Origin of the sequence: Streptomyces roseolus (assembly GCF_014649855.1) — a bacterium.
GTDB classification, from domain to species: domain Bacteria; phylum Actinomycetota; class Actinomycetes; order Streptomycetales; family Streptomycetaceae; genus Streptomyces; species Streptomyces roseolus.
Window position 1 is genome coordinate 203,193 of record NZ_BMTV01000010.1, and the last position, 23,854, is coordinate 227,046.

Annotated in this window: 9 protein-coding genes; 2 read left to right on the forward strand and 7 right to left on the reverse strand. The window is 67.9% G+C overall.

Annotation, left to right across the window (positions count from 1 at the left end):
- Positions 1–72: 72 nt before the first annotated feature.
- A complete protein-coding gene (locus IE245_RS14720) occupies positions 73–1,206 on the reverse strand; it encodes a C40 family peptidase (protein ID WP_189947399.1) in 1,134 nt (377 codons plus the stop codon).
- 583 nt (positions 1,207–1,789) lie between these two features.
- On the opposite strand from IE245_RS14720, the gene IE245_RS14725 reads away from it, so the two are divergent.
- On the forward strand, positions 1,790–2,536 hold the full coding sequence (locus tag IE245_RS14725; protein WP_189947401.1) for a DNA-methyltransferase: 747 nt from the start codon (positions 1,790–1,792) through the stop codon (positions 2,534–2,536).
- A 94-nt stretch (positions 2,537–2,630) separates the two neighbouring features.
- Here the strand turns inward: IE245_RS14725 and IE245_RS14730 are convergent, their stop codons facing one another.
- Complete coding sequence (locus IE245_RS14730) at positions 2,631–3,563, reverse strand: DUF5655 domain-containing protein (protein WP_189947403.1); 933 nt, start codon at positions 3,561–3,563, stop codon at positions 2,631–2,633.
- Between the two features lie 179 nt (positions 3,564–3,742).
- Between IE245_RS14730 and IE245_RS14735 the strand changes: the two genes are divergently transcribed.
- The gene (locus IE245_RS14735; RefSeq protein ID WP_189947406.1) at positions 3,743–4,801 is read left to right on the forward strand and encodes a PDDEXK family nuclease; all 1,059 of its coding nucleotides are present in this window, start codon (positions 3,743–3,745) and stop codon (positions 4,799–4,801) included.
- Positions 4,802–4,858: 57 nt separating this feature from the next.
- Here the strand turns inward: IE245_RS14735 and IE245_RS14740 are convergent, their stop codons facing one another.
- The 5 genes from IE245_RS14740 to IE245_RS14760 form a co-directional block, all read right to left on the reverse strand.
- Entirely contained in the window at positions 4,859–7,183 is a 2,325-nt protein-coding gene (locus IE245_RS14740) for a UvrD-helicase domain-containing protein (RefSeq protein WP_189947408.1), read from the reverse strand.
- Complete coding sequence (locus IE245_RS14745; RefSeq protein ID WP_189947411.1) at positions 7,180–13,911, reverse strand: DEAD/DEAH box helicase family protein; 6,732 nt, start codon at positions 13,909–13,911, stop codon at positions 7,180–7,182. The genes IE245_RS14740 and IE245_RS14745 overlap by 4 nt, the downstream gene beginning before the upstream one ends.
- Positions 13,908–19,358, reverse strand: a complete 5,451-nt coding sequence (locus IE245_RS14750; protein ID WP_189947413.1) for a hypothetical protein — start codon at positions 19,356–19,358, stop codon at positions 13,908–13,910. Before IE245_RS14750 ends, IE245_RS14745 begins: the two co-directional genes overlap by 4 nt.
- Entirely contained in the window at positions 19,355–22,414 is a 3,060-nt protein-coding gene (locus tag IE245_RS14755; protein WP_229851280.1) for an SNF2-related protein, read from the reverse strand. The genes IE245_RS14750 and IE245_RS14755 overlap by 4 nt, the downstream gene beginning before the upstream one ends.
- Positions 22,415–22,544: 130 nt before the next feature.
- Positions 22,545–23,720, reverse strand: coding sequence for a serine/threonine-protein kinase (locus IE245_RS14760; RefSeq protein ID WP_189947415.1), 1,176 nt, complete (start codon positions 23,718–23,720; stop codon positions 22,545–22,547).
- Positions 23,721–23,854: the final 134 nt, after the last annotated feature.

The window sequence follows — 23,854 nt, forward strand, 5'->3', positions numbered from 1 at the left end:
TCGAATGAAGGCACGCCGAAGCCCGTGAAGGTGGAGCGGCGGTGCGAGAAAGGGGGAGGGGGGAGATGCCGGTCAGACGACTCGGCGGACCGCGAGAATCCCGGACTTCCAGGCGGCGACGGTCGTGATGCGGACGACGTCGCCGGTGCGCGGAGCGTGCACGACCAGGCCCTGACCGATGGCCATGCCGACGTGCTCGGGTACGGCGGCCGTTCCCTCGGTGAAGATCAGGTCACCCGGCCGGAGGGCGTCGGCCGAGACCGGCTTGCCCTCCTTGACCTGCGTGTACGTCGTACGCGTCAGGGTGACCCCGGCGGCCCTGTACGCCTGCTGCATCAAGGAGGAGCAGTCGCACCGGGCCATCGCCTTGTCGCCGTGGGAGTCGGTGCAGGTCCCGCCCCACTGGTACGGCGTGCCGAGCTGTCCGAGCGCCCACCGGATCGCCGTCTGGACCTCCCGCGGAGCGGTCGCGGGGATGTTGTACTCCTTGGGGAGCGCGCCGGCCGGGATGGTGCCGAAGTCGGTGTCGTCCCCGTCGGCGGCACAGCCACCCGTGGCGCCGGGCGCAGGACCGTCCGGAACCGGCGACGGTGACGCACCACCGCCACCGGTTTTCGGCAGCAGGGGCTCGATGGCCTTCTGCAAGGCCGTGGCCAGTGGCTCCCATTTGGCGTACGCCTCGGGGAAGCCCGACTTCTGCACCGCTTGGGCGGCCTGCGTGACGGACAGGGACTCCCAGCCCGAGACCTGCCGGAGTCCCTCGTAGAACTTGGTCGAGGCGTGCACCGGGTCGAGGATCTCGTTCGCCGTGCCCCAGCCCATCGACGGCCGCTGCTGGAACAGTCCCAGCGAGTCGCGGTCGCCCCAGGTCAGGTTCCGCAGGCCGCTCTCCTGCAGGGCGGTGGCCAGGGCCACGACCTGCCCGCGGGCCGGGATGTTCATCGCGACGCCGGTGGCCTGGATCGTCTTGGCGAAGGGAATCTGCTCGGCCGGATTGTCCAGCCCCGGCACGGAGACCGACGCCTTGCCGCCACCATCCAGGATGGCCTTCACCTGGTCGGCGACCGCCGCGGTGGCCACGGACTGCGCGCCGTCGGTCGGGCAGGAGGCCGACGCGGTACCGGCGCCGAAGGCGAGGACCGGCACGACCAGCAGCATCGAGCCCGCTGCGAACAGGCTGACAACGCCCTTGGTGGTCTTGTTCACTGCCTCCGCCGTTCACCGAGGCGGCGGGGCCGGCCGGGTGACGGCGTCGGGTCGGGGCGCGGGGGTATCAGGACATGCTGCATCGCAGCGGCTCCTCGGTGTTCGTAGGAGACGCGGTGCCGGCTTCTCGTGCAAAGCCGCCGGCACCGCGCCGATGTGCATCCGCCGCTCAGGCGGGCCCGGGGTCAGAGGAGTCAGCAGCTCCCGGACGCCGGTCTCAGGTCACGCGCGGCAGCCAGCCGCGCTCGTAATCTCAGGCGGTACACAAGGGCCTCCGGACGGCATCGGGAAACGCGTGGGCAACGTGCCTTCCTGCTGGCCCGATTGGACGAGACAGCACGGATAAGCACAGGTCAGCGGGGTGGAGCGAGGCTCCTTCCCGGCGACACGGCGAGACAGTAGACCGCGATTCCGGCCGCACCAAACGACCTCCGGCCCCGGCCCCGAGCCACCGCCGCCTCGTTAGGTCCGGCCGGAATCCACGGCTAACCTCCGGCACAACCCCGCCAGAGACGAGCGCCGTTGCGCGCTTTCCGGCATGGGTTCCACGTCCCTCCGCCCCCCCGAAGAGAGGCCCTCCCCCATGAGCTACACGTTGCACCGAGGCGACGCCCTGACCGTCCTGAAGTCCCTCCCGGACGCGAGCGTCAACGCGGTGATCACCGACCCGCCGTACAACTCCGGAGGCCGTACGAGCTCGGAACGCACCGGACGCACCGCGCGCGCCAAGTACGTCACCAGTAACTCGGCACACGACCTCGCCAACTTCCCCGGCGAGAACCGTGACCAGCGCTCGTACCGCTCCTGGCTGACCGAACTGCTCACCGAGGCGTACCGGGCCTCCACCGAGCACGCGGTCGCCATGGTCTTCACTGACTGGCGCCAGGAACCGACCACGACCGACGCCCTGCAGATGGCCGGCTGGACCTGGAGCGGCACCATCCCGTGGATCAAGCCTGCCAGCCGGCCCCGCAAGGGCGGGCCGAAGCAGGACTCCGAGTTCATCGTCTGGGGCGTCAAGGGCTCCCTCGACAACACCCGCGACCTCTACCTCCCCGGGCACTACATCGCCTCCCAGCCCCGCAAGGACCGGGTCCACATCACCCAGAAGCCCGTCGAGATCATGCAGCAGCTCGTCCAGGTCTGCCCCGAGGGCGGCACCGTCCTCGACCCGTTCACCGGCAGCGGCTCCACCGGCGTCGCCGCCCTCCGGGAAGGCCGGAACTTCGTCGGCGTCGAACTCTCCCCGCACTACGCCGACGTCGCCGAACAGCGCCTGCGTGCCGAACTGGAACAGGACGACTTCACCCTCGCCGGACCGGAGAGCTGATCATGAGAACGAGAAGCCGGGGCCGGCGGACCACAGACGCCGAAGGGCGGCTGGAACATCGAGAACCGATGTTCCAGCCGCCCTTCCGCTTGTCTCAGGCCGCCTCGAACGCCCGCCGGATCAACGGCGCAGCCTTCTCCAGGTCTGCCGCCGAGGCGACACGAACCTCCAGGTCCCCCGTCCCGAGATGCCCGATACCGCGCATGTCCCGGGTGAAGCCCTCCTCCAGCACGACCGTGTCCGGGTCGAGTCTGAGATAGACCAGGATCACCTCGTGCTTCGGACGGAACACGACCGAGGCCACGTTCACCAGCCGCCGGTAGGCGACGTAGTGCTTGAGGGGCACCACCTCGACCTCGCCCCACGCCGTCAGCGCCTCGTCCACCTCCGCGAACAGATCCTGAAGGCAATCCGGAACAAGACCGGCGCCCGCCGGCGCCGGAGCCGCCGGGGCCACCGCAGCGTCCTCGGCCCCCGCGTCCCGAGCGCGGCTCCGCCGGGGCGCCGCGCTCGGCACGCCGAGCGAGGAGTCCACCAACAGCAGGCTCAGCAGCCCGCCCTCGAAGACGCGGTAGCGCACCAGGTCGATCCGCTCGGGCACCCGCTGCACGGCCACCCGATCGTGGTGCGAGAAGCCGGCCGCGATACAGACCATCCGTGGACGCCGCCAGTCGACGGACTCGGCCGCCTCCGCGCCCAGCACCTTCCGGACGAGCGCCTCGAACTCGTGCTGCGCCGACTCCAGCCACGCCATGTACGAGACCGCCTGCGACAGCACCCCGCTGTCGGAGCCCTTCTTGAACTCGATCACCACCGGACTGCCATTCTCATCCAGCCCGAGCGTGTCGATCCGCCCCCGATGCCACGGCCCGGTCGCGTACTCCGACGCCAGGAACCGGATCCCGAGCATCTGCTCCAGCCCGGCCTCGACCCGCCGCTGCAGCTCCACCTCCAGCGCCACCGTCGCCCCGGACAACTCCACGTCCCGCCCGTCCGCGTCCTGCCGGAACAACATCAGCTCGGCCACCGACGCCCCCTCCCGTGATCTCTGCAAAGACCAATCAACGGGTGGCTCCGGCTATTCCGCCGCTGGGTATCGGTAGGTGGGATGCTGGCCGAAGGCCAGGTGGTTAGCGTGTCGGGCGTCTGCCGAGTGGGCCATGAGATGATCAAGCGGGGCCTGCTTGGTGATGTAGGGGGTTGACCATGGTCAAGGGCGCCGCGCTGCGGGGATATTTGTTGGAGGAAGCGCTGGCCTGGCTTCTGCGCTCTTCCGGCTATCGCCTGCTGGTGCATGAGAGCCAAGATCCCGAGGAACTGGTGACCGACGGGAACACACTTCGGGTGCGGGGCCGGGGCGCGCTGCATCAGGTGGACGCACTGGGGGAGTTCGCGTTCACGCCGGCATTCTCGATGCCGGTGCGGCTGTTCCTGGAGGCGAAGTTCTACCAGGAGCGCTGCGGACTGGAGATCGTGCGTAACGCTCACGGCGTGCTGCACGACGTGAACGAGAACTTCATGGTGCACGCCGGCAGAAGGCCGCGGCAGCGGTATCAGTACGCGTACGCCCTGTTTTCGACGAGTGGGTTCACGGCGGACGCCCAGAAATACGCCTTGGCGCACCAGATCTCGCTGGTGGATCTGTCCGGTGCCTCGTTCGCGTGGCTGCTCGGGGCGATCGGAACCACTGCGTGGACGCTGGAGCAGGCACAGTTTCACCTTGGGGCGTCCGGGACATTCCCGGTGACGTGGGTGCGTACGGAACTGCGCAAGGAGCTGGGGACCTGGACTGCGTCTGCGGGACTGCTACCGACGGCAGCGCCGGCGTCTGGCAGGTTCAGGGATGAGGCTGCGGTGGCGATCGCTGGCTTCGCAGCCGCGCTCCAGCAGAACAGCGGTGCCGAGTTGCTGCTGGGTTTCCCGTCGGCGCCGTTCATCCTGCCGCTGGCTGCTAGTGATCATCTGGCGTTTACGACGTACGCGGATGCCCAGCCCGACCATGCAGTGCGCATTCGACGACGCGGCAGTGGCGGTTCGGCGGAGTGGACGCTGTCGCCGCTGGGTGAGGAAGGCGCTTACGAGCTAGCCTTCAAACTGCCGAATCATGTGGAGGAGTGGATCAGTGACATCGATGGGAAGGAGCGGCGACGCACCATGGAGGTGAAGGAGCAGTTCCTCTCCGCGATCACGATCTACCGGATGAATAGCGGTGGCGTGCGGGCCTATCAGCTGCGGTACGAGGCGAGTTCCCTCTCGCATTTCTGATCCCACCGAGCATAAGGATGTCGGCCTCCCCGAGGACAGAGGAGGCCGACATCTGTGTCAGACCGGCAAGTAGGGGCTGGGCTTACCGTGCCAGCTGATGTTCAGGGCGTCCCGGGCCCGCGTAGTCGCCACGAACAGCAGGGAACGGGCTTTGCGCTGCTCGCGCTCGTACCGGGGCGGATCCTCCGTGCGGTAGCGGTCGATGACGTGTGTGCGGGGGATGATGCCGTCACTGGCGCCCACGATGGCGAGGCGTTGGTACTCGAGGCCCTTGAATCGGTGCATGGTGCCGACGTGGACCTCGCCGTCGCCCTTGGGACCTTCCTTGGTGAGTTCGGCGCAGGTGATGCCGGCCTTGGTGACGAGGTAGTACATGGTCTGGCTGACCATGTCTCGGTCGGCGACGCAGACAGCGATGTGGCCGCTCGGGTCTCTGGGCGAGCCGTTCTCGTCGGTGGAGAGCTCGCTGCGCCACGCGGCCAGGGTGGTGGCGAGGCCGGCGAGCTCGTCGTCCCATGTGTCGTACGGCGTGAAAGCCGGGGCGGGGCCGTGGAGGACGGAACGGTATCCGGCGAGGTTGTCGGTGCCGTCGTCCAGGTCGTCGTAGCTCACCTTCTGCCCGCGCTTTACGGGGTCGACCACACGCAGGGCCTCAGTGAGGATCTCCTTGGTGGTGCGGTAGCTGAGGGTCAGGCGCGAGGAACGCCCGCGGATGTTGATACCGAGGGCGCCGAGGGCCACCTGGTGGTCGTAGATGCGCTGGTGGGTGTCGCCGGCGATGAACATGTCGTTGGGCAGGTCGGGGTCGGCCATGGCCCGGAGCATCTTCCAGTGCGCGGGGCTGAGGTCCTGGGCCTCGTCGACGACGATGTGCTGGTAGCGGTGGTTGAGGTAGCGCATGCCGGAGCTGTTGTCGCGGTGGATGAGGTCCTTGCCGCCGACCTCCTCCTTGTACTCGCGCCGGGCCCTGATCTTCGCGGCGCGCTCCATCTCGAAGCGGGCAGCGCGTTCCGATGCCTGGCCCCAGGTCTCCACGCCGAGCTTGTCGAGGCGGGCGGTGAACTGCTCGACGAGCTTCCAGATGTGGTTGCGCTCGGGCCGGGTCAGAGAGCGGCCCCGCCCGGCACGGCGGGCCTGGAAGTAGGCGGAGCGGGTGGGGACGGACTGACCGAGGATGACCTGCTCCCACTCCTCCAAGAGGAATTCGGGCTCCCAGCGGCGGTCGTCGAGTTCGGCGAGGAGCTGGCGCATCTCGTTCAGCGCCACGTGGTCGTAGACACGCTGTCGGCCTCGGCCGGGTGCGGTGTTCTCGCCCAGAACGCGCGCGGCGAGCTGGTCGATGTGAGCGATCTCGACCCGGGCGAGGAGTTCGGGCTCGATGAGCGACGCCAGACGCAGGCGCAGGTCCGTGGTCAGGTTCTTGGTGAACGTGGTCAGCAGGATCGCCTTGTTGCTGCCGGGAGGAAGCTGCTCGGCCAGGTGTTTGACCCGGTGCAGGGCGACGATCGTCTTTCCGGTGCCGGGCCCGCCGGAGACGCGAGCAGGGCCCTTGTAGTGGCGATGGACGATGCGCTCCTGCGTGGGGTGGAGGAACACCTTCCAGGCCCGGAAGTCTCCCTCGTCGATGGCCGCCTGCACGGCATCGTCGACGGCGGTGACCTTGGTACGGCTCAGGGCCGCGGCGAAGTCACCGAGATCGGGCTCGTGGCCGAGCTCGACGGGCTGGGTGATCTCCTTGCGGACCTCGTTGATGGACATACCGGCGGCGAGGCCGTAGAGGACGTCCTTCGACAGCAGCGGGGCGCCCTCGACGAGCTGGTCCAGCTCGGCGCTGTCGGTGACAGCGAGGGCCAGCTCGATCAGCTGGTCCGCGACACCCAGCTCACGCAGCTGATCGGCGCCGTACGCGGCGAGCAAGGGAGAAGCCTCGGTCTCCGCAGTGGGCAGAGGCTGCGGCGTCGGCTCGGGCTTGGCCGGCACCGAGGCCCGGTCCGGTTCGGCCGGGGTCAGAGTGATGCCGGCGCGGCGCAGGGCGCTGTCGCCGACGACCGCGAGGTCGACGAACTCGATCTCGCCGGTGACGCGGTTGACCGCGACCTGGAGCTCTTCGTAGACATCCTTGCGGTGGCGGACGGCGATGACCAGCCAGCTCTCGGTGCCGTCCGTGTCGACCCCGGTCGGGGTGAGCAGGGCGCGGTAGGAGTCGTTGACCCGCGCGGACCAGATACGCGAGTCGCCCTTGAGCTTCTTCAGCTTCAGGCCCGGCTGGTTCGGGTTGTTCCGGAAGACGTGGCAGAAATCGTAGAACTGGGCCTTGACCGAGCGGTCGAGCTTGTACAGCTCCTGTTCGGCCTTGCGGTACAGGCTGAGCCGGGCGGTCATCGGATAGTGCCTTCCGTGTCGGGGAGCTGTTCGAGCAGGGTGTCGAGATGGTCGACCCATGCAGCGGCGGTCCGGACCGTCCAGCCGTCCTCGGCGTAGGCGGCGTCGCGCCGCTGGGACTCGATGTCCTCGTCGCCTTGGTGGGCGGCGACGACGGCAATCTTGAGGCCGGGAGTCTGCCAGGCGAAGTCCGCCTGCCAGCGGCTGTTGCCGAGTTCGAATCCGAAGACTGGAGCCTGCTTGCCGCGGTCGGCGAGTGTCTCGGCGAGGCGAAGGAGGTCTGGTGCCTCGTCGGGGTCTTCGCGCAGGATCTCCAGGATGTCCTCGTCCCAGACAGCGTCCCGGATGATCTGACGAAGGGCGGCTTCGGCCGGCGAGTCGACGCTCGGCTGCGAGACCACAGGCCGTACGGCAGGCGTGGGCGCGGGTACCGGTGCAAGGGCGGCGGAGAGTGAGTCGAGTTCGCCCAGACCACCGCAGACGGCGAGGACTTCGACCTCGAAGTCCGCGGCGCGACTGGCGGCGAGCTGTACTCCGTCCCCACCGGCGAGGGACAGGAACTGGGTGATGTTCGTCCAGTACAGCCAGGACCGCCACCGCAGCTTGTGTTCGTCCGTATCGAGGATGGCGTCGCTGTCGTCGAGGACCGTCAGGGCGGTCCACCGCAGGTTGTCAGGGTCTGCGGCGTCCAGCGCGAACACAATCGGAACGCCGTGCTCGTCCTGGGTGCGGAACACGTGGACCGGACCGATGCCGCCAGTGTCGGATACGACCGGCTTGTCGTCCCGTCGGGCGGCTCCGAAGGTGCCGAGCTGCTCGCGCAGCGCGGCGACGAGCTCACTGCGCTTGCCGGTGGCAGCCACGGGGGCCGTGGCGGGAACGGCGGTGAGTCCGGTGACCAGGGCGCGGGCCCGCCGGGCCCAGTGGGTCGCATCAGGGTCCCGCAGATAGGCGATGAGCGTGTCGATCGGGTTGGCGAAGATCGCTTCGCCGAAGTGGGCACGGTTGCCGCCGTACTGCTCGTAAGCGGCCTTGGCCTGCTCCTGGGCGGTGCCCCGGTACGGCGGCCAGACGGGCTTGGTGCGCCCCGGACGCTGTTCGAACAGGTCGATGTCGGCCCAGGTGATCTGGAAGACGATCTTTCCGTCGGCACGGAGCAGGGTGCGCTGGGACGCGTTCTTGGCGATGAGGTTGTGCTCCCGGCTTGCGTGGAAGCGGAAGCCTTCCAGATAGACGTGCACGCTCTGCACCGGACCGCCGACGCGGGTGAAGGTGAAGTCCGTCCGGGTGCCTTCGAGCTGCCGCTGGGCGGTCAGCCTCCAGTGCATCACGTCCGAGCCGTCGGTGAACCGTAGATGCCCGCTGGCGTGGCCGTCCTCGTCCAGGGCCGCGTCGTCGGTGACCTTCACCCAGTCCCGCAGGGCGGTCAGAAAGCGTGCCTCCAGGTCTGATTCGACCTGGGCGTCCAGCCCGACCAGCCCGGTGTGCTCCACATCGCTGATGTCCCAGCCGTCCTCGCCGTCTCCCTTGAACAGCAGCGACTCCAGCATGCTGAGCGCCGCCTGTCGGGACACGAGGTCCTGGAACTGCTCGGGGGTGTAGCGGTGCAGGCAGCGGTGGCAGGCGCGCCGCTGCTCTTCCGCGCACGGACATGCCTTGAGCTGTTCGTACGCGCGAGCAAGGGTGTCTCGGAAGGCATGGCGATCGGTGAGCCGGTCCAGGTAGCCGGTACCGCCAGGTAGAGAGTCGAAGAGCACCAGGAACCAGCGCCGCTCGCCACTGGCGACGTCTGGCATGGAGGCCACCGTGGTGTCCAGGTGCTGCGGGTCACCGCCGAAGTGAAGATCGACACCGAGCCGCAGGGCGGCCCGGAAGGAGTGCACCCGTGCGTCCACGTCGGCTGTCGCGGCCGGGATGAGGATCCGCAGGGCCTCGGTCTCCAGCTGGTGGGCGAGCAGCACCTGCTCCTGCGTGACGCCGTCCTTCTTCCCCCGACGCAGCGGACACCACGGGCGGTGGTGCTTGAGCTGCGGGGCACGAGCCGCTGCCGATTCCATGGCATCGGCGTCGTGGTCGAAGACGGGACGGCCGTCCGCGCTCGCGGCCCCGCAGGCGGTGCACACGTGGAACGGGTTCAGCCGGACCAGATGGCCGGCGAAGTCGTCACGGGCGGGAGCGTCGTAGCGGACCGGCCCGACGTTGATCCGGCGGATCATGGCCGTGCGGCAGTAGTCCACGCCGAAGGTTTCGCGGTCGTGCCGCCAGGATTTGCCCCGCTCGATCTTCTCCACAGGAATGTCCACCGCATCCACGATGGTGTACGAGCGGCGATCGCGATCGTCCTTGTCGTCGCGGATCCGGGCATCCTCACGCTTGTCTCGCGACGTCACGGTGGCCGGCTCCACGACGTGGAACAGGCAGGAGCCGTCGTCGGCGATCTGGCTCGTCGTGCACCGGGGGCACGGCGAGCGATCGACGGTGGCGTTCTCGGTACGCACGTACCCGCAGCCCGGACACACCCGCCAAGTCCGCCACTCCTGACGCCCGCCCGTCGACAGTTCCAGGCCGGTGATCTCGTGCCGGTAGCCGTTGACGTAGAAGGTGTTGCCCGGAGCCAGTTCCTGGATCGCGAGGCGGCGGGGCCGCTCGTAGGAGAGAGTCTCGGACGTGAACACCACCTTGTCCGTCTTCGGGTCGATGCCGTCCTCGCCGTACAGGGTCGCCGACAGCGTCGTCGTCGAGTCGATGAGGGCGTAGTTCGGAAGCAGACCCAAGTCGCACAGGGCGCTTTGCGCCGAGATGTCGCCCAGATGGAGGAGCTGCCTGCCCACCCCGCGCCGTTCGGCATCCAGCTCCGCCTTCTGGCGGGCCTGGTCGGGGTCGCTGTCGTGCAGCTCGCCGTGGGCCTCGTCGATCTCGCGCAGCCGCGCCCGCAGAGCGTCCTCGGCACATCGCCACTCGCGTTCCGCCTTCTCCACCGTACTGCGCAGGCCGTGCGTCGCGAAGGCATCCAGATCGGCCTTGGCCTGCTCGCTGACGCCCGTCGGGAACAGCCGCAGGAACCCCTTGACCAGCTCCTCGCCCTGATCGAGGGCCAGCTCCACCAGGTCGGTCAGATAGCCGGACGGGCCGAACAGACGAGGCGCCTTGTGCGGCAGTGCGCGCAGCACGATGCCGTCCGCGCGGACGAGACGGCCGGCCGCTGCGAGGTCGAGCAGATGTGCCAGGTACTGGCGCCGCAGGATCTCGACGGCCGACAGGTAACACCCGGGCGGCGCGATCGTGCCCGCGATCAGGTCCTTCGGCCGCTCGAGGAAGTACAGGTCACGGCGCCGACGGTCGGGGATGGTCAGCAGGAAGGCATTTCCGGTACGGCGTCCGGCCCGGCCGACCTGCTGCGCGTACGAGGCGGGGCGGCGCGGCAGCGCAGCCAGCACGACGGCGGACAGGTCCCCGATGTCGATACCCATCTCCAGCGTGGGCGTGCAGGAGAGCACGTTGGGGTCCTTGAACCCGCTGCCGTGCTTGAACGCCTCCTCGACCTTCTCGCGCTGGTGACGCGTCAGCATGCCCGTGTGCTCGGCAGTGACCACCTGGTAGGTGCCCGCGCCGAGGTAGAGCCGACGGTAGTAGTCGTTCCTGTAGTCGCGGTCGCGGTGGTGTATCCCCAGGCCCTCGGGCCGGTCACCGGCTACCAGGCGCCCTCGGCGGCACCGGTAGGAGGGGCAGGGCTGGCCGTGCCACTGGTCCAGCAGGGACGGGTGGACCGTCTGCTCCCAGAAGCACACCGGGCACCGCACGTACGAGACCCGCACCTGCTCGTCGTCCAGCAGCCGGGCCTCGATGTTGCCGGGCTTGAGCCCGTAGACCCGCACTGAGGTGTCGTTCGGCGTGCGTACCGACAGCAGCCCCATCGAGGCGAGTTCGGGCAGCAATCGGCTCCATAGCTCGGGTGCCAGTTCGCGCGGTAGTTCCAGGCACCGCCCGGCCCACCGCTCGTACCAGGACAGCCGACCGGTCGCGAAGTCGAATTCGCTGTCGTTCTTTGGCTGCCCGAGGAGGAACACGGGGGCGGCGATGCCCTTCGGGAAGGCCCGCATGCCCGGTGCCCGCTTGCCCCAGATGTAGTACCGGCTGGTGCCCGCCTCGTCGATGTACTTGTCCAGCCATCGGTGTGCGACTGCACCGCGGGTGCGCAGTCGCTCCAGGAAGATGCGCACAAACGCCAGATAGCGGGCGTCGTCCTGTGCCGCCAGCGGCAGCCCGTCCCGTACGCACTCCTCGTGCAGCTGCTTGACCAGTGCGATCACGGCTGCCGGGTCGTCGATGCGGACCTGTGCGGCGGCTGTCCGCGTCAGCTCGAGCGTACGACCGTTACGGGACCGGAAGCCGAACTCCATCAGTGCTTCGAACGCCAGCCGCTGACCGATCAGCCGCCACGTCTTCAAGTCTCCACCGCGGCCCTGGCCGGACAGGAGTCGGTCCACGCCCTTGAAGCCATGCAGGTCCGGTGGCACCACTGCAGAGAGGGTGTCTCTGTCCGTCGTGGCGGTGACGACGTTCGCGATCAGGTCGTTCAGCGCGGTCGGCTCGTCGTGCCGCAGATGATCGGTGAGGAGGGCGCGGAGAGAGAAGGTGTACGAGCGGTTGGCTACGAACCCGGCCCGGTGCGCGGCATCCTGCACCGAGTCGTTGAACATCAGCGTCTTGTCCTCGTGGAGCTTCTTGTTGAGTTCCCCGCCGGTGAACAACTGGGTGATGGATGCTGCGGCCATCGCGGCGGCGCCCGTACCGAGGTAGCGGATCGCGTTGCGCTCACCGCACGCGGGACACCAGTCTTCCTTGGCCGCCGTGTTCGCGGTCTCCCCGAAGTTCACCAGTACGAACGCCGAGTCACGGGCCGTCAGTCGGGGCTCCTTGGTCTCCCGGTCGTAGTCGTTCAGCGGGTCAGGCAACCGCAGCCGCTTACGGGTGCCGTCCAGCACCATCAGCAGCCCGCCGGCACCTTGTGAGGCAGCCGAGCCTCCCTTGCCGCTGGTCGCCGTCAGCAGTGCAGCCCCGGAACCCTCCCGGGCCTCCCGGTCCGTCGCGGCGATCAGGTTCCGCACCCGGACCTTGTCCTGACCGAGCGACGCCCGCCGGATTTTGTACGTGTCGAACTGGACGTCGTGGTCGTCACTCTCCGGGGAGAACACTGCCCAACCCGACCGCCCGCAGTCACGACAGTAGATTGCCGGCAGGAACAGGTTCGCGTTCTGCCCCGACGTCGCCGTCGTCACCGGCGCCATACGGCCGCTGTCGGCCACGCTCACGTCGGCCGCGCCAGCCGTGTCCCAGCGGAACTCCGCCTTCGGCCAAGGCAGTACGCCGCGCAGCAGCCGCGACACCGAACGTGCCCACTGGTGCACCTCGACGTGCACGAACGGCCGGGGCTCGGAGGGGGAGGACTTCGGGTCACGGGCGTACGACAGCAGTGCGACGAACCGCGCCAGCGCCTCGGCGGCCTTCTCCGGTTGCCGCGCCACGGCTTGGGACCAGCCGGCCGCGCCCGCCCGCCACATCACATCCAGAACCTCGGCGCTGGTCTTCACCCCGCCGCCGAGGGCCTGCATCACCGCGCGAGTGAACAGATGCCGCTTGAGGTTCCCACCGAGCACGAAGGGATCGAGGTCACGGACGTCCGTTACCTTCTCGATCAGGTCCAGCAGCGCCTCGTCGTTGGTTGCCGGATCGGGCAGCGCCAGCAGCTCGTCGGGCGTCGGCATCGGCTGCATCGTCACCTCGCCGAGCGGGATGAACTCCTCGACCGTGAGCCGGTTCTCCCCGACGATGGAGTCCTTCGTGAACTCCGTGCCGAAGACATGGGAGGCTACCTCCAGCAGCTGCGCCGTGCCGTCCGCGTGCGTGCCGGAAGCGAGCGTCGCCGACGTCGCCACCGGGCAGATCTTCCCCAGCGGGCGGCCTTCCTCGGCTGCTCCCACGGCGGCGGCAAGCCGACGGAGCAGCATCCCGACGTCCGTGCCCTGAGCGCCGTCGTACGTGTGGAACTCGTCCACGACGACGTAGCGGATGTCCGACTCCCCCCAAAGGGGGGCGTCGTCCGCTCGCTGGAGGAGAAGGTCCAGCATCTTGTAGTTCGTTATCAGGATGTCCGGCGGGGACATCTGCATGTCCGAGCGCCGGGTCCGCACCTTCTCGTACTGCGTCGCCGCGCGCTCACCGATGTACAGGCCGGCCGACAGCTTCCCCAGTTCGGCGTTCTCCGTGAGGAGCTCGTTGATGCGCTGTGCCTGGTCGGTGGCCAGGGCGTTCATCGGGTAGAGGAAGACCGCCTTCACCCCGGTCTTGCCCGCGGCCCGCTCCCGACGGCAGTGGTCCAGCACGGGGTACAGGAACGACTCGGTCTTACCGGAACCAGTCCCGGTGGTGACCAGCGTCGGCTGCGGGGTGTGACCGTGGGCCGAGGTCAGCCGCCCGAAGGCGACCGCCTGATGCACGTACGGCTTGAAGCCCTCCCGCTGCCATTCCAGATGCTTGCGCCACTCCTCGCCGGCCACGGTGAACGGGGTCCGGATCCGCAGATACGGGCCACGGAACATCCCCGACGTCTCGTCCCCGAGGAACCTGTGCAGCGCCTCACGCGCGCCCTCGTCCGTGAGCGCGTACGTCGTCGACAGATACTGCAGCAGGCTCTCCTTGAGCCCGCGTGCCTGAAGCGTCGGTCTCACGGCTTCGGCACCTCCTGCTTCTCCGGATCCCACTCGCCACGGGCGATGGCCTCGTCGAGCCGCTTCTGGAAGTAAGCGTGTGCCGCGAGCATCTCTGCCTCGCGATCAGCCTTGTAGAAGGGGGCGGTATACCCCTCCGGCACAGGTGTGTTGGCGGGGTTGTCCCGGTACGCCTCGAACTGTGCCCAGCTCTCCTTCGTCTGCCGCTGACCGATCGTGCGGGCATTCCCCGCGATCTTCCAGCCCTCGGCGTCGAACCAGGTCACGGCCTCGTACTTCTGCAGCACGGGGAAGCGGCCTCGGTACGCGGCGATGAGCGCGTCGGCGTCCATGCCGAGCCAAACGGCGACCAACGCGTCGATCTCGACCAGGGCGGAGCGGCGAGCCCGCTCGGTGCGGAGGGGCGTTTCGGGACGCCAGTCCGGGGTGACCTCGTGGAGCGGTTGGAGGTCGGGCCAGTCGCAGGCCCAGGGTTCGTAGGCGGGCCAGGTGGGGTCGTAAAGCTCGGCCCAGAGGTCGGCGTAGGCGTTGGTGAGGCAGTTGAGGCGGAGGGTGCGGAGGAGGAGGGCGGAGGAGAGGGGGTGTCCAACCGCAGGGGCCGGCAAACGCTGCGCTTGGGCAACGTCCAAGTTCGCGATGCCGGAGATCCGCAATGAGTAATCGAGCGGCAAAGCAGACCAGAAGCCCGCAATAAGAGCCGTGTTGTGGTTGTCGGACGCTTTCCCGCTGCGGACGCCGTCGATGTGTGAAACGCCAGGGGGAACGATAGCGACGTAAAGCGCTCTTTCGGTGTCAGGTGCGATCATTTTGCGCCATGCGAACCTGTGGAAAATTGTATAGCGACGCTTCGCGCGCTGTCTCAGCACGTCGTCAATTTTGACAGCGTCAACGTTTTCCACGGATGATCCACTGGTGCCCGCGGCGATTGCTCGTGCTTCTGAGGTCGCCTTTTCATTTCCGCGGAGCCGTTCCAAAGCTCGGTGGTCAATCCACCGTTCCTGCTCGGCGAGATAGGCATGGCTTCTGCCGTGCGCCCGTACATAAGCAGTGTCTGGAACGAATTCCGATGCTAGGCTGACAAGATTTGCGCCGTACGGGTCGTTGCTATTGGCGTCATGCCTCTTGAATATCGGAGTTGCGATGCCTAGTTGGGTGCCCTTAAGAATCACCTGGCGCCAGCTGTCTGGCTGGTACTCCTTGCCCGTACTGGGGTCAGGGCGGTTGTAGTCGATCAGGTTGTCCTTCTTGGCGCCGCTCTCGTCGTATCCGCGTGTGATCTGCGGGGACAGGAAGCCAAGCCGCAGTGGATAGTTCGCCAGCGCGTCGATCGCTGAGGCTTCTCCGGTGCTGACAGGGAACAGTAGACGAGCCTGCTCCACGGGCTTGTCCACTTCGTCGAGCAGCCTCTGCCACGTGGACAGTAGACGTGAGTTTACCCGGATGACACGCGCCAAGTGCGGGCGCTCGTCATAGGGTCCGCCGCGAAAGCGAATTCCGGGGCCCTCTCCGGAACCATCATGCTGAGAGGACAGGCGTAGGGCGTCAGCCGAGACGAGCCAAGAGAGATGATCGAATCCGATCTCTCCCGCGGTGCCGTAAATGTGAACGCCAAAGTGACTCGACTCCCCAACGGGTTTCTGGAAGAACCGGTGCCCGGGGTTGAAGAAGTCACCGTGCACCCGCAGCCGTCGGTACGCCGCCTCCCGAAGGAGACCTTCCTTGTCTCCCGTGAAATGTGTATCGGGATGCACCATCCCCGCAGTTCCGCCAGCGGACGCGTGTGCCCAGACCTGAGACATGAACGCCCGGTAGAGGTCCGGTTGAGTGCCAGTCAGAAGGGTGTACATCTGTGGGGAGCTGAACAAGGTGACTTGCGCAGTTGTGTTCGTAAGCTCGCCGAGCACGTATCGATGCGCATCATCGGACGTGAGTACCTCGCGACGCCGACGGTCTTTCTCGGTTGCCGACGCCTTGTCCGCCAATTCGAACCACGGCTCACGCTCTGCGAGTACGACTGGCTCGTTCCAGCGGGGCCGCACCCATGGCGGGTTCCCCACTTGCAGGTCGAAGCCACCGCCCCGAGCGAAGACCAGGGCGAACTCCAGCTCCCAGTGAAGGAAACCTTGGTTCTCCGCGATGTCGTGTACCTCCCGGAGCCACGGAAAGCGGTCCTCCGGGTTGCCGGCGTCCATGCCCATGAAGCTCGGCAGCGTCTCTTCGAAGCTCTTGAGCGCGTCGAGGTCCTTGAAGCTGTCGATGAGGGTGCCCTCGGGCACGTCGGCCGTGCCGAGCATGGCCTCCAGGAACTCCAGCCAGTCGTCCAAGTCCTTGAGCGGGACGATCGCCCGACGCTCTGGCGCCTTCGGCTTCGGCGCTGAGGTCTGGGCCCCTCCCCGCGGCTTGATCTCCTTGACCTCCACGACCGAGTCATCGGCGCTCAGCTCAAGGTCCTCAAAACTGGTCTGCTCTGGACCGAACGCAAACAGGGCCGTCGCCTCGACGAACCGCGGAACGGGTGTGGCTGTCGGCACGGCGACCGGTTCCGGATCGGCCAGAGGCGCAGGCGGCTCCATAACCAGAGGCGCGCCGTCCAGCAGGCGGCTGAGGCTGTCCGCTCCCGTCACCTCCAGCCGTGCCGCGTACTCCCCGGCCGTCCCATCGAGCAGCCCGGCCTTGTCGACGGGCCAGAACCACAACGCGCACCAGGCGTCCATGATCTTCTTCAGGCGCCAGTACGGAGTGTCCGCGGCGTTGAAGAGGTCTTCGAGGACCTGCTCCTTCGTAACCGCCTGGTCAGGGCGGTGGAGGAAGGCGTACTCGGGGTCGGTAGAGTCAGCGCCCCAGACGTCTATCCGGCGGGCGATTGCCTGCTCGGACAGTTCCATGCGCTTTGCGACGAGCGACCAGAGGAATTCGACCCGCCGGGCGGCGTCCCGGAGGCGGGTGAACTGAGACAGCGGCTCTTTCTTCGCCCTGCCGGCCTTGTTGCGCTTGGGGCGCTGGAGAATGCCCTTCTTCCATGCCGCGAGCTGTTCGACGCCCTCCTTCGCCAGCTCCTTGGCCTCCTTCGAGCCCGCGACCGCGGCCCAGCCCGGGCTCGGCAGTAGGAACTGGTGGACCGCGTCCTGGGGCAGTGGCTGGGGCTCGCCGTCCTTGAGGAAGGGCAGCGAGGTCGGGGCCAGGGCTCCCTTGGCCTTGAGCCATTCCTTGCCGGTGACGTCGTCAGCCGCGTAGATCGCACGACGCGCACCGATGAGGCTGTTGCCTCGGCGGAGGTGGAGGCCGAACCAGGGGGCGCGCATGCCCGGGTGCATGGTGTTGAGCCAGAGCGATACCTCGGCGAGCTCGACACCAGTGGCGTTCAGGTCGACGCCGTACGCATTGTGCAGAGCGATGTACGCCTTGGCCTTCTGCTTCTCGGTGAGGGCGTCCGCGGTCGGGATGGTGACGCCCAGCTCGTCCTGCCGGCGGCGCAGGTACTCCTCGGCGACCTGGTTGATCGCCTCGTTAAGGAAGGCACCGGAGCCGAGGGCCGGCTCGCAGATCTTGTACTTGAGCAGCTCCGACGCGCGGGTCTTGATGACGTTGTCGTCGGCGTCGCGCTCCTGGTCGAGGCGATGCTTGAGCGTGAGCTCGACCGTGACCTGGGTCAGCGACTCGGGCGTGTAGTACGAGGCGGAGGTCTCGCGGTCGCGGCCGGCGAGGCGGTAGACGAAGGAGCCCTGCTCGTACTTCTTGACGCCGCGCAGACCCTTGCGCGCGTCGTCCTCGTCGTAGTGGACGAGGGTCTTGTCGGGGTACTGGTCCTGCTTGTGGGAGGGGATGAGCCAGGAGCCCTTCTCCGGGTCGCCGCCCTTGGCGACCTCGCACAGTTCCTCCTCGGCGATGATGCCGGTGTACGACATCAGGCCCTCGTAGACGGCGCCGAGCTGGTTGATGCCGAGGTTGCGGTAGGAGATGAACCCGCCCCGCTCGCCGCGCTTGCCTTTCTTCATGGTGAGCAGGCGCAGTACCTCGTGCAGAGCGGCGTTGCGGAGGCGCAGGTCGAGCCAGCGCGGGGCGTCGTCCTCGTCGCTGCGGGGGTCGACGACGCCCCTGCCGATGAGGCGTACGGAGCCGGGCTCGAAGAGTTCGCTGCGCAGGGGTTCGAAACGCAGGCCACGGTCCTCGCTGCGGCGGGCGGCCTTGGCCGCGCGGGTCTCCTCGTCGTCGCCGGGCTGGTCGTCGTCGTCCTCGGTGCCGTACGGACGGTGGCCGAAGTTGACCTTGTTGAAGAGGACGTCCAGGGATTCGTGCAGGTGGAAGCCGTTGCGGGCCTCCTCCTCGACGAGCTCCTCGTCGCGTTCGACGAGTTCACGCAGGCGGGCCATGGAGTAGCCGGCCTCGTAGCTTCCGTCGTCTGCGGGGAGGATGCCGAGCTCGGGACGGGCCTCGGCGTAGAGGAGGAACAGGATCCGGTAGAGGTAGCGGAGGGATTCGCGGGTGAGTTCCCGGGCGAAGGGGATCTTGGGGCTTTCGATGTCGGCCGGGGCAACGCCGTTCTTCGGCTCGGCCATCCGCGCGAGGACTTCGTTGGCGATGATTTCGACCGAGCGCTGGAGCCCGTGGCGCAGTTCGCCGGAGACGCCGGCGGCGTTGGCGCCGGAGGACTTCAGCAGGGCGTCGATGGCCCGGCTCTGGTCGTTCTCGCCGGGCCGGAGCACGTCTAGGCTGAACAGCGCGGCGATGGTAGCGAGTTCGCCCTGCTGGGTGCGGTCGTTGCGTTCCAGGGCCGCGTCGAGGTTGACGGCGAGGTAGCGGCCTTCGTTCCAGGATTGGCGGTCGGCGAGGACGAGCACGCCGCCGCACAGCAACAGGACGAAGCGGGGGCGGGGCCCGCCGGCCTCGCCGAGTTCGCTCTGGAACAGCCAGGACGCCAGGGTCTGGCCGGTCTCGTACGTCTCGCTCGCACTGACACGCAACGGGTGCAGCAGTCGGCCCGGTCCGGTCGCGTCGAGGGCGGCGTCGTTGTCGGCGGCCCAGCCGCAATCCAGGGCGATGATCCCGTGGCCGTGGTAGGCCACAGGCAGGGAGTGGTCGCGTCCGGCACGGTGGACGGTGATCTCGGTGGGAGTGGCCTCGAAGCCGAGGGCGTGCAGGATCGTCTGGTGCCACTCGGCGAGGCGCTTGCGCCACTCGGGGTTGTTGTGGGTGTTGAGTCGGATCTCGTCCCCGGCGTCGCGCTCGGCGGCGTCTGCGAAGTAGCCGCGTACGTCTTCGGAGAGGTAGGCGCCGCGCAGCGAGCGGAGCAGCTCCCGAGGTGTCTTCCGTGGGTCGTTCTCATCTCCTTCGCGCAGGGCCCAGGTGGCGAACAGGCCCTTCTTCAGGTCGGTTCCGAGCTGCTCGGCGAAGTAGTGCGCGGCGAAGTACTCGCCGCGGTTGCTGAAGGAGTCGAAGTCGCTGCTCATCGGTCGGTGCCTCCTTCAGCGGCGTTGAGCGGTTCCAGGACGGCGAGCAGACGCAGCATCGGCTCGCCCGTGGTCTGCAGGGACTTGAGCAGGCTCAGCCGCCTGCCAGCGCTGAGGTTCACTCCTCGTTTGCCCGTCCCGTCAGAGGAGAACAAGGCTTCCTGCTGCCAGTGCACGACGCGCTTGCGGGACGGGGCGAGGATCTCCTCGATCTCTTCGCCGTACGCCTCCCTCAGGCCCCGGAGGTGCTGCTCCGCCCTGCTGATGGCGCCGGGGACGAGCTCCGTCAGACCGTCGAGGTCGTGCGGTGCGGCGCGGCCGGGCATCGTCGGACCCAGGCCGTAGTCCTCCAGCACCTCCGGGGTCAGAGGTGTCACCTGAAGGTCGTTCGGGTCGCCGTGGATGGCCATCCACTCGACGATGGTGGGCCGGCCCAGCGCGTTGGAGCAGATGCCCTGGACCAGGAAGGTCGGTGAGTCCACGGAGGCGGCGAGGACGGGGGCCTGATGGCGGCCGACTTCGACGAGCACCTTGTCGGTCAGCCAGTCCAGGACCGGGTGGACGTCGGTGACGTAGGAGACGTTCGGCCACTGCGACTTGGACGACTCGCGGGCTGCCTTCAGGCGCCGGTCTGCGAGGTCCTTGGAGAAGGTGATGCGCATCCGTCCCGGTTCGGCCTTCCGGGGCATGATCCGCTGCTCGTCGAGGTACGACTTCGGCAGCGCCTTCAGTCGGTACAGCAGGTCGCGCGGGGGTTCGAAGGCGATCGTGCCGTCGTCGTCGCGGCGCAGCGAGAGCTGGTCCTCGGGGTTGGGACGGCAGACCTGACGCAGTGCCTCGTCGAAGTAGTCAGCGGTGGACGAGAACAGGCGTGGCACGTAGGCCCGCCGGACCTCGGGGTGCTCCGGAACGGCGCCCACCTGGCCGAGCAGTCCGGAGAGGAATGCGGCGCCCCCCTGCTGGGACTGCTTGATGGACTCCTCGACGGTCCGGCCGGCGATCAGGTCCTGGGTGAGGCGGTTCTCCTCCTCCTTGGCCCGGTACAGGCCGGTGACGGCCTCCACCGAGCCCTCGATCTTGTGCGCTTCCTCTTCGCGCTTGAGTAGCTTCTCGCCCACGAGGCGGTCGTCCAGCGTACGAGGTTCCCCGGTCGTCTCGTCCGTCCGCCAGGGGATGTTGCTGGTGAGGATGAGAGCCCGGAACTCAGGCTGGTGTTCCTGGCCGTAGCGGTCGATACGGCCGTTGCGCTGCTCGATGCGGATCAGGGACCACGGCAGGTCGAAGTGGATCAGCCTGTGGCACTGCTGGTGGAGGTTGACGCCTTCGGAGGCGACGTCGCCGGTGAACAGGATGCGTACGGGGTCGTCGCGCAGCCCGAACTTCTCGACGATGGCCTGCTGCTCCTCGTCGCTGGTGGCGTCCCCGTGCATGACCTGCACCGCGCCGCCGAAGGACAGCCAGGGCTTGTTCTCGTCGGGGCTGGCACTGCGGGGGAAGCCGAGCGCTGCCGGGACCGTTTCGGCGAGCCACTTCAGGGTGGGGATGCGCTCGGAGAACACCACCACGCGGGTCTCCGAGCCGGGGCCGACGCCCATGGTGCGCAGCTCGTCCAGGAGGGCTGCCAGCTTCGCCGAGTCCCCGTCCTGGATGCGCTCAGCCACGTCTCGAAGGTCCAGCAAGGCCGCTCGCTCCGCCTGCCTGGCTGCCTCCCGAGCCGCCGGGTCGACCGGGCGTGCTGTCCGCTGCCCGCCCCTGTCGGACTCGGCGGCCGGTTGCTTGTCCAGCGTCGCCAGCCGCGTCTTCACGGTCTCCAGCAGTGCCTTGTGCGAGGACAGGAAGGACTTCAGGAGCTGGTAGGGCACCAGTTGGTGCCGACTGACCGACGGCTGGTCAGGGGCGGCCGGAATCCAGCGTGTGGCGAGTTCCTGGAAGACGGCGAGTTCCTTCTCACCGGCCGCTACGTGGATCGGCTGGGAGGGTCCACGATCCGCCCAGGCGCCCTTCAGCGAGTCGCGGACCTCGGCCGTCGTCTTCGTACGCCGGATGTAGAGGTGTTCGAGGTCCTTCACCTCGTACTTGGACGGGTTGGCGATGGCCGCCTCATCCAGCATCTTGATCAACTCGGCGAACGACTCGGCACGACCGTTGTGGGGCGTGGCCGACGCCAGCACCAGCGCATCGGTCTTCCGGGCCAGCAGACGGGCGAGCTCGTTGTTCTTGGTGCCCCGGTTGACCAGATTGTGGGACTCGTCGATGACGACGGTGTCCCAGTTGGTGTGCTCGAGGTGGTGCGCGTAGACGTCGCTCTTGAGCGTGTCCACGGAGATGATCGCGCGCTTGAAGTACGCGAACGGGTTCCGGCCGGCCGGAATGTCCTGCTGGATGCGCTGGATGCCGGTGGAGTCCAGACGGACGAGCGGGATCGCGAACCGGGTCCACAGCTCCCGCTGGAACTGCTCCAGCACATGCTGGGGGGTCACGACCAGGATGCGCTCACCGCGCCCGCGCCGGATCAGCTCGGCGAGCAGCACCCCGATCTCGAGGGTCTTGCCCAGACCCACCACGTCGGCGATGAGGATCCGCGGCTGCGGGTTCTTCTCCAGCGACAGCGCCAACTCGGCGGGCCGCAACTGGTGCACCTGTTGGTCCATGAGGAAGCCGTCGGCCAGCGCGAGCCCATGCTCGGTCTGCGGCAGGAACGTCTTGCGCATCACCGCTTCAAGGAACAGGCGGCCTCGCCGGTGGTTGGGGGAATCGTCCGGGACGAGCCGCGTCTCCCGCGGGTCCAGCACCTGGATCGCGTCGAGCCGGCTGTAGAAGACCGCGTCCGTGCCCCGTACGAAGGACGAGATGCCGGTGACCTCCACCATCCACCCGTCTTCGCCGACGTCCTTGGAGTTCCGGACGAGCCACAGCTCATCGCGGATCAGTACCTGCGACCCCGGGGCGTAGCCGGCGGGTCCGGTGGTCCGCCGCGAAGCCGCCGCACCCTCCGGCGCCCAGGCGTCCCACGCCGCATCACCCTGGCCGCCCACGGCTTCCGCCTCGACGCTCAACGTCCGCTCCGATCCATCACCAGCGGCCACCGACGGCCGCCCACACTCCAGGCGCCTGCAAACAACGGACTACGCCGTCCGGGCACGCCATTCCGACAAAGACTCTCACCCGACACTGTCAGCGCAGGAGTCACAGAACGGGATCGGCGGCATACAACGCGCGCAGCTCGTCCGCGATCCGCTTCGATGCAAGGGGACGCCCCCTTGCCAGCGCCGGCTTCGGTGGGTCGCTCCGCCTCTCGGAGCCCGGGGTCGGCTCGGGCAGGAGAACCTCAGGCTCGTCCGGATCCGGCTCCGGTTGGTCTGCTTCGGCCTGGGATACGCGTGCAGGGTCGTCGAGCGGGCTTGCTGGTTCGTCGTGCTCGATGCGGTCAGCCTGCTCGTGGATAAGCTTCTCGAACGACACCGTCAGCGGCTCACTCGGCGCCGACGAAGCCCCGCCCCCGTGGGTGTGGGCGATCAGCGCGAGCCGCGCGGCGGCCGGTGTCGTCCCGGAGTCGGAGAGAACCATCGCGCACGCATCGGAGACCGCCTGCAGAGTCGGCCGCTCCTCCGGCGCGTAGGCGAGCATCGACTCCAACAGGGGCACCAGCGGCGCAGGCACACCAGAGAGATCAGGAGCGATCTCGGCATTGGTCACCTGTGCCGCAATCGCCTCCCAGCGTGATCCGTCATACGGATAGTGGCGAGCCGCCGCATACAGCAGGACCGTGCCCAGCGCGTACACATCCGCTGCAGGTGACACCTGCGGATGGCCGCCGGCCTGCTCAGGCGGCATGCACCGGACCGTGCCGATGATCATGCCGCTGTGCGACAGCGTCTCCTGCGAGGCATCCATGAACGCGCCCAGCCCGAAGTCGATGATCATCGGTCCGTCATCACCCAGGATGACGTTCTGCGGCTTCAGGTCTCGATGGAGCAGCCCTGCGGAGTGGACTGCCGACAAGCCCTCGGCGAGCAATGCCCCGAGGCTGGCCACCAGAGGCAGGGGAAGCAAGCCATCGCTGTCCACGCAGGCCAGCAGCGTGCGCCCGGCCACGTACTCCATGGCCAGCCACGGCCGGTCTGCGTAAGGGTCCGCATCCAGGAAGCGGGCCACCCGGTTCGTGCCGATCACCGTGCGGGCGATCAGCGCCTCCTTCTCGAAGCGCGCACGCATCAGTGGATCAAGCTTGTCGTTCCGGATCACCTTCACCGCAACCGGATCACCTGCCGGCGTGTAGGCGAGATAGACCTCACCCATCCCACCCGAGCCGAGTTCCCGCGCCACCGTGTACCGGCCGATCCGCGTGGGCACCCCGCTCATCCGTACCGACTCACCTTCTCCGCCGCGCCTCACTCGATCGACGCTCTGATCTGCCACTACTCTAATCGGCCATGAGATCAGCTTGAGGGGCTTACGGCCTGATCAGGACACCGGGCAGCTGGATGCTGACCGAA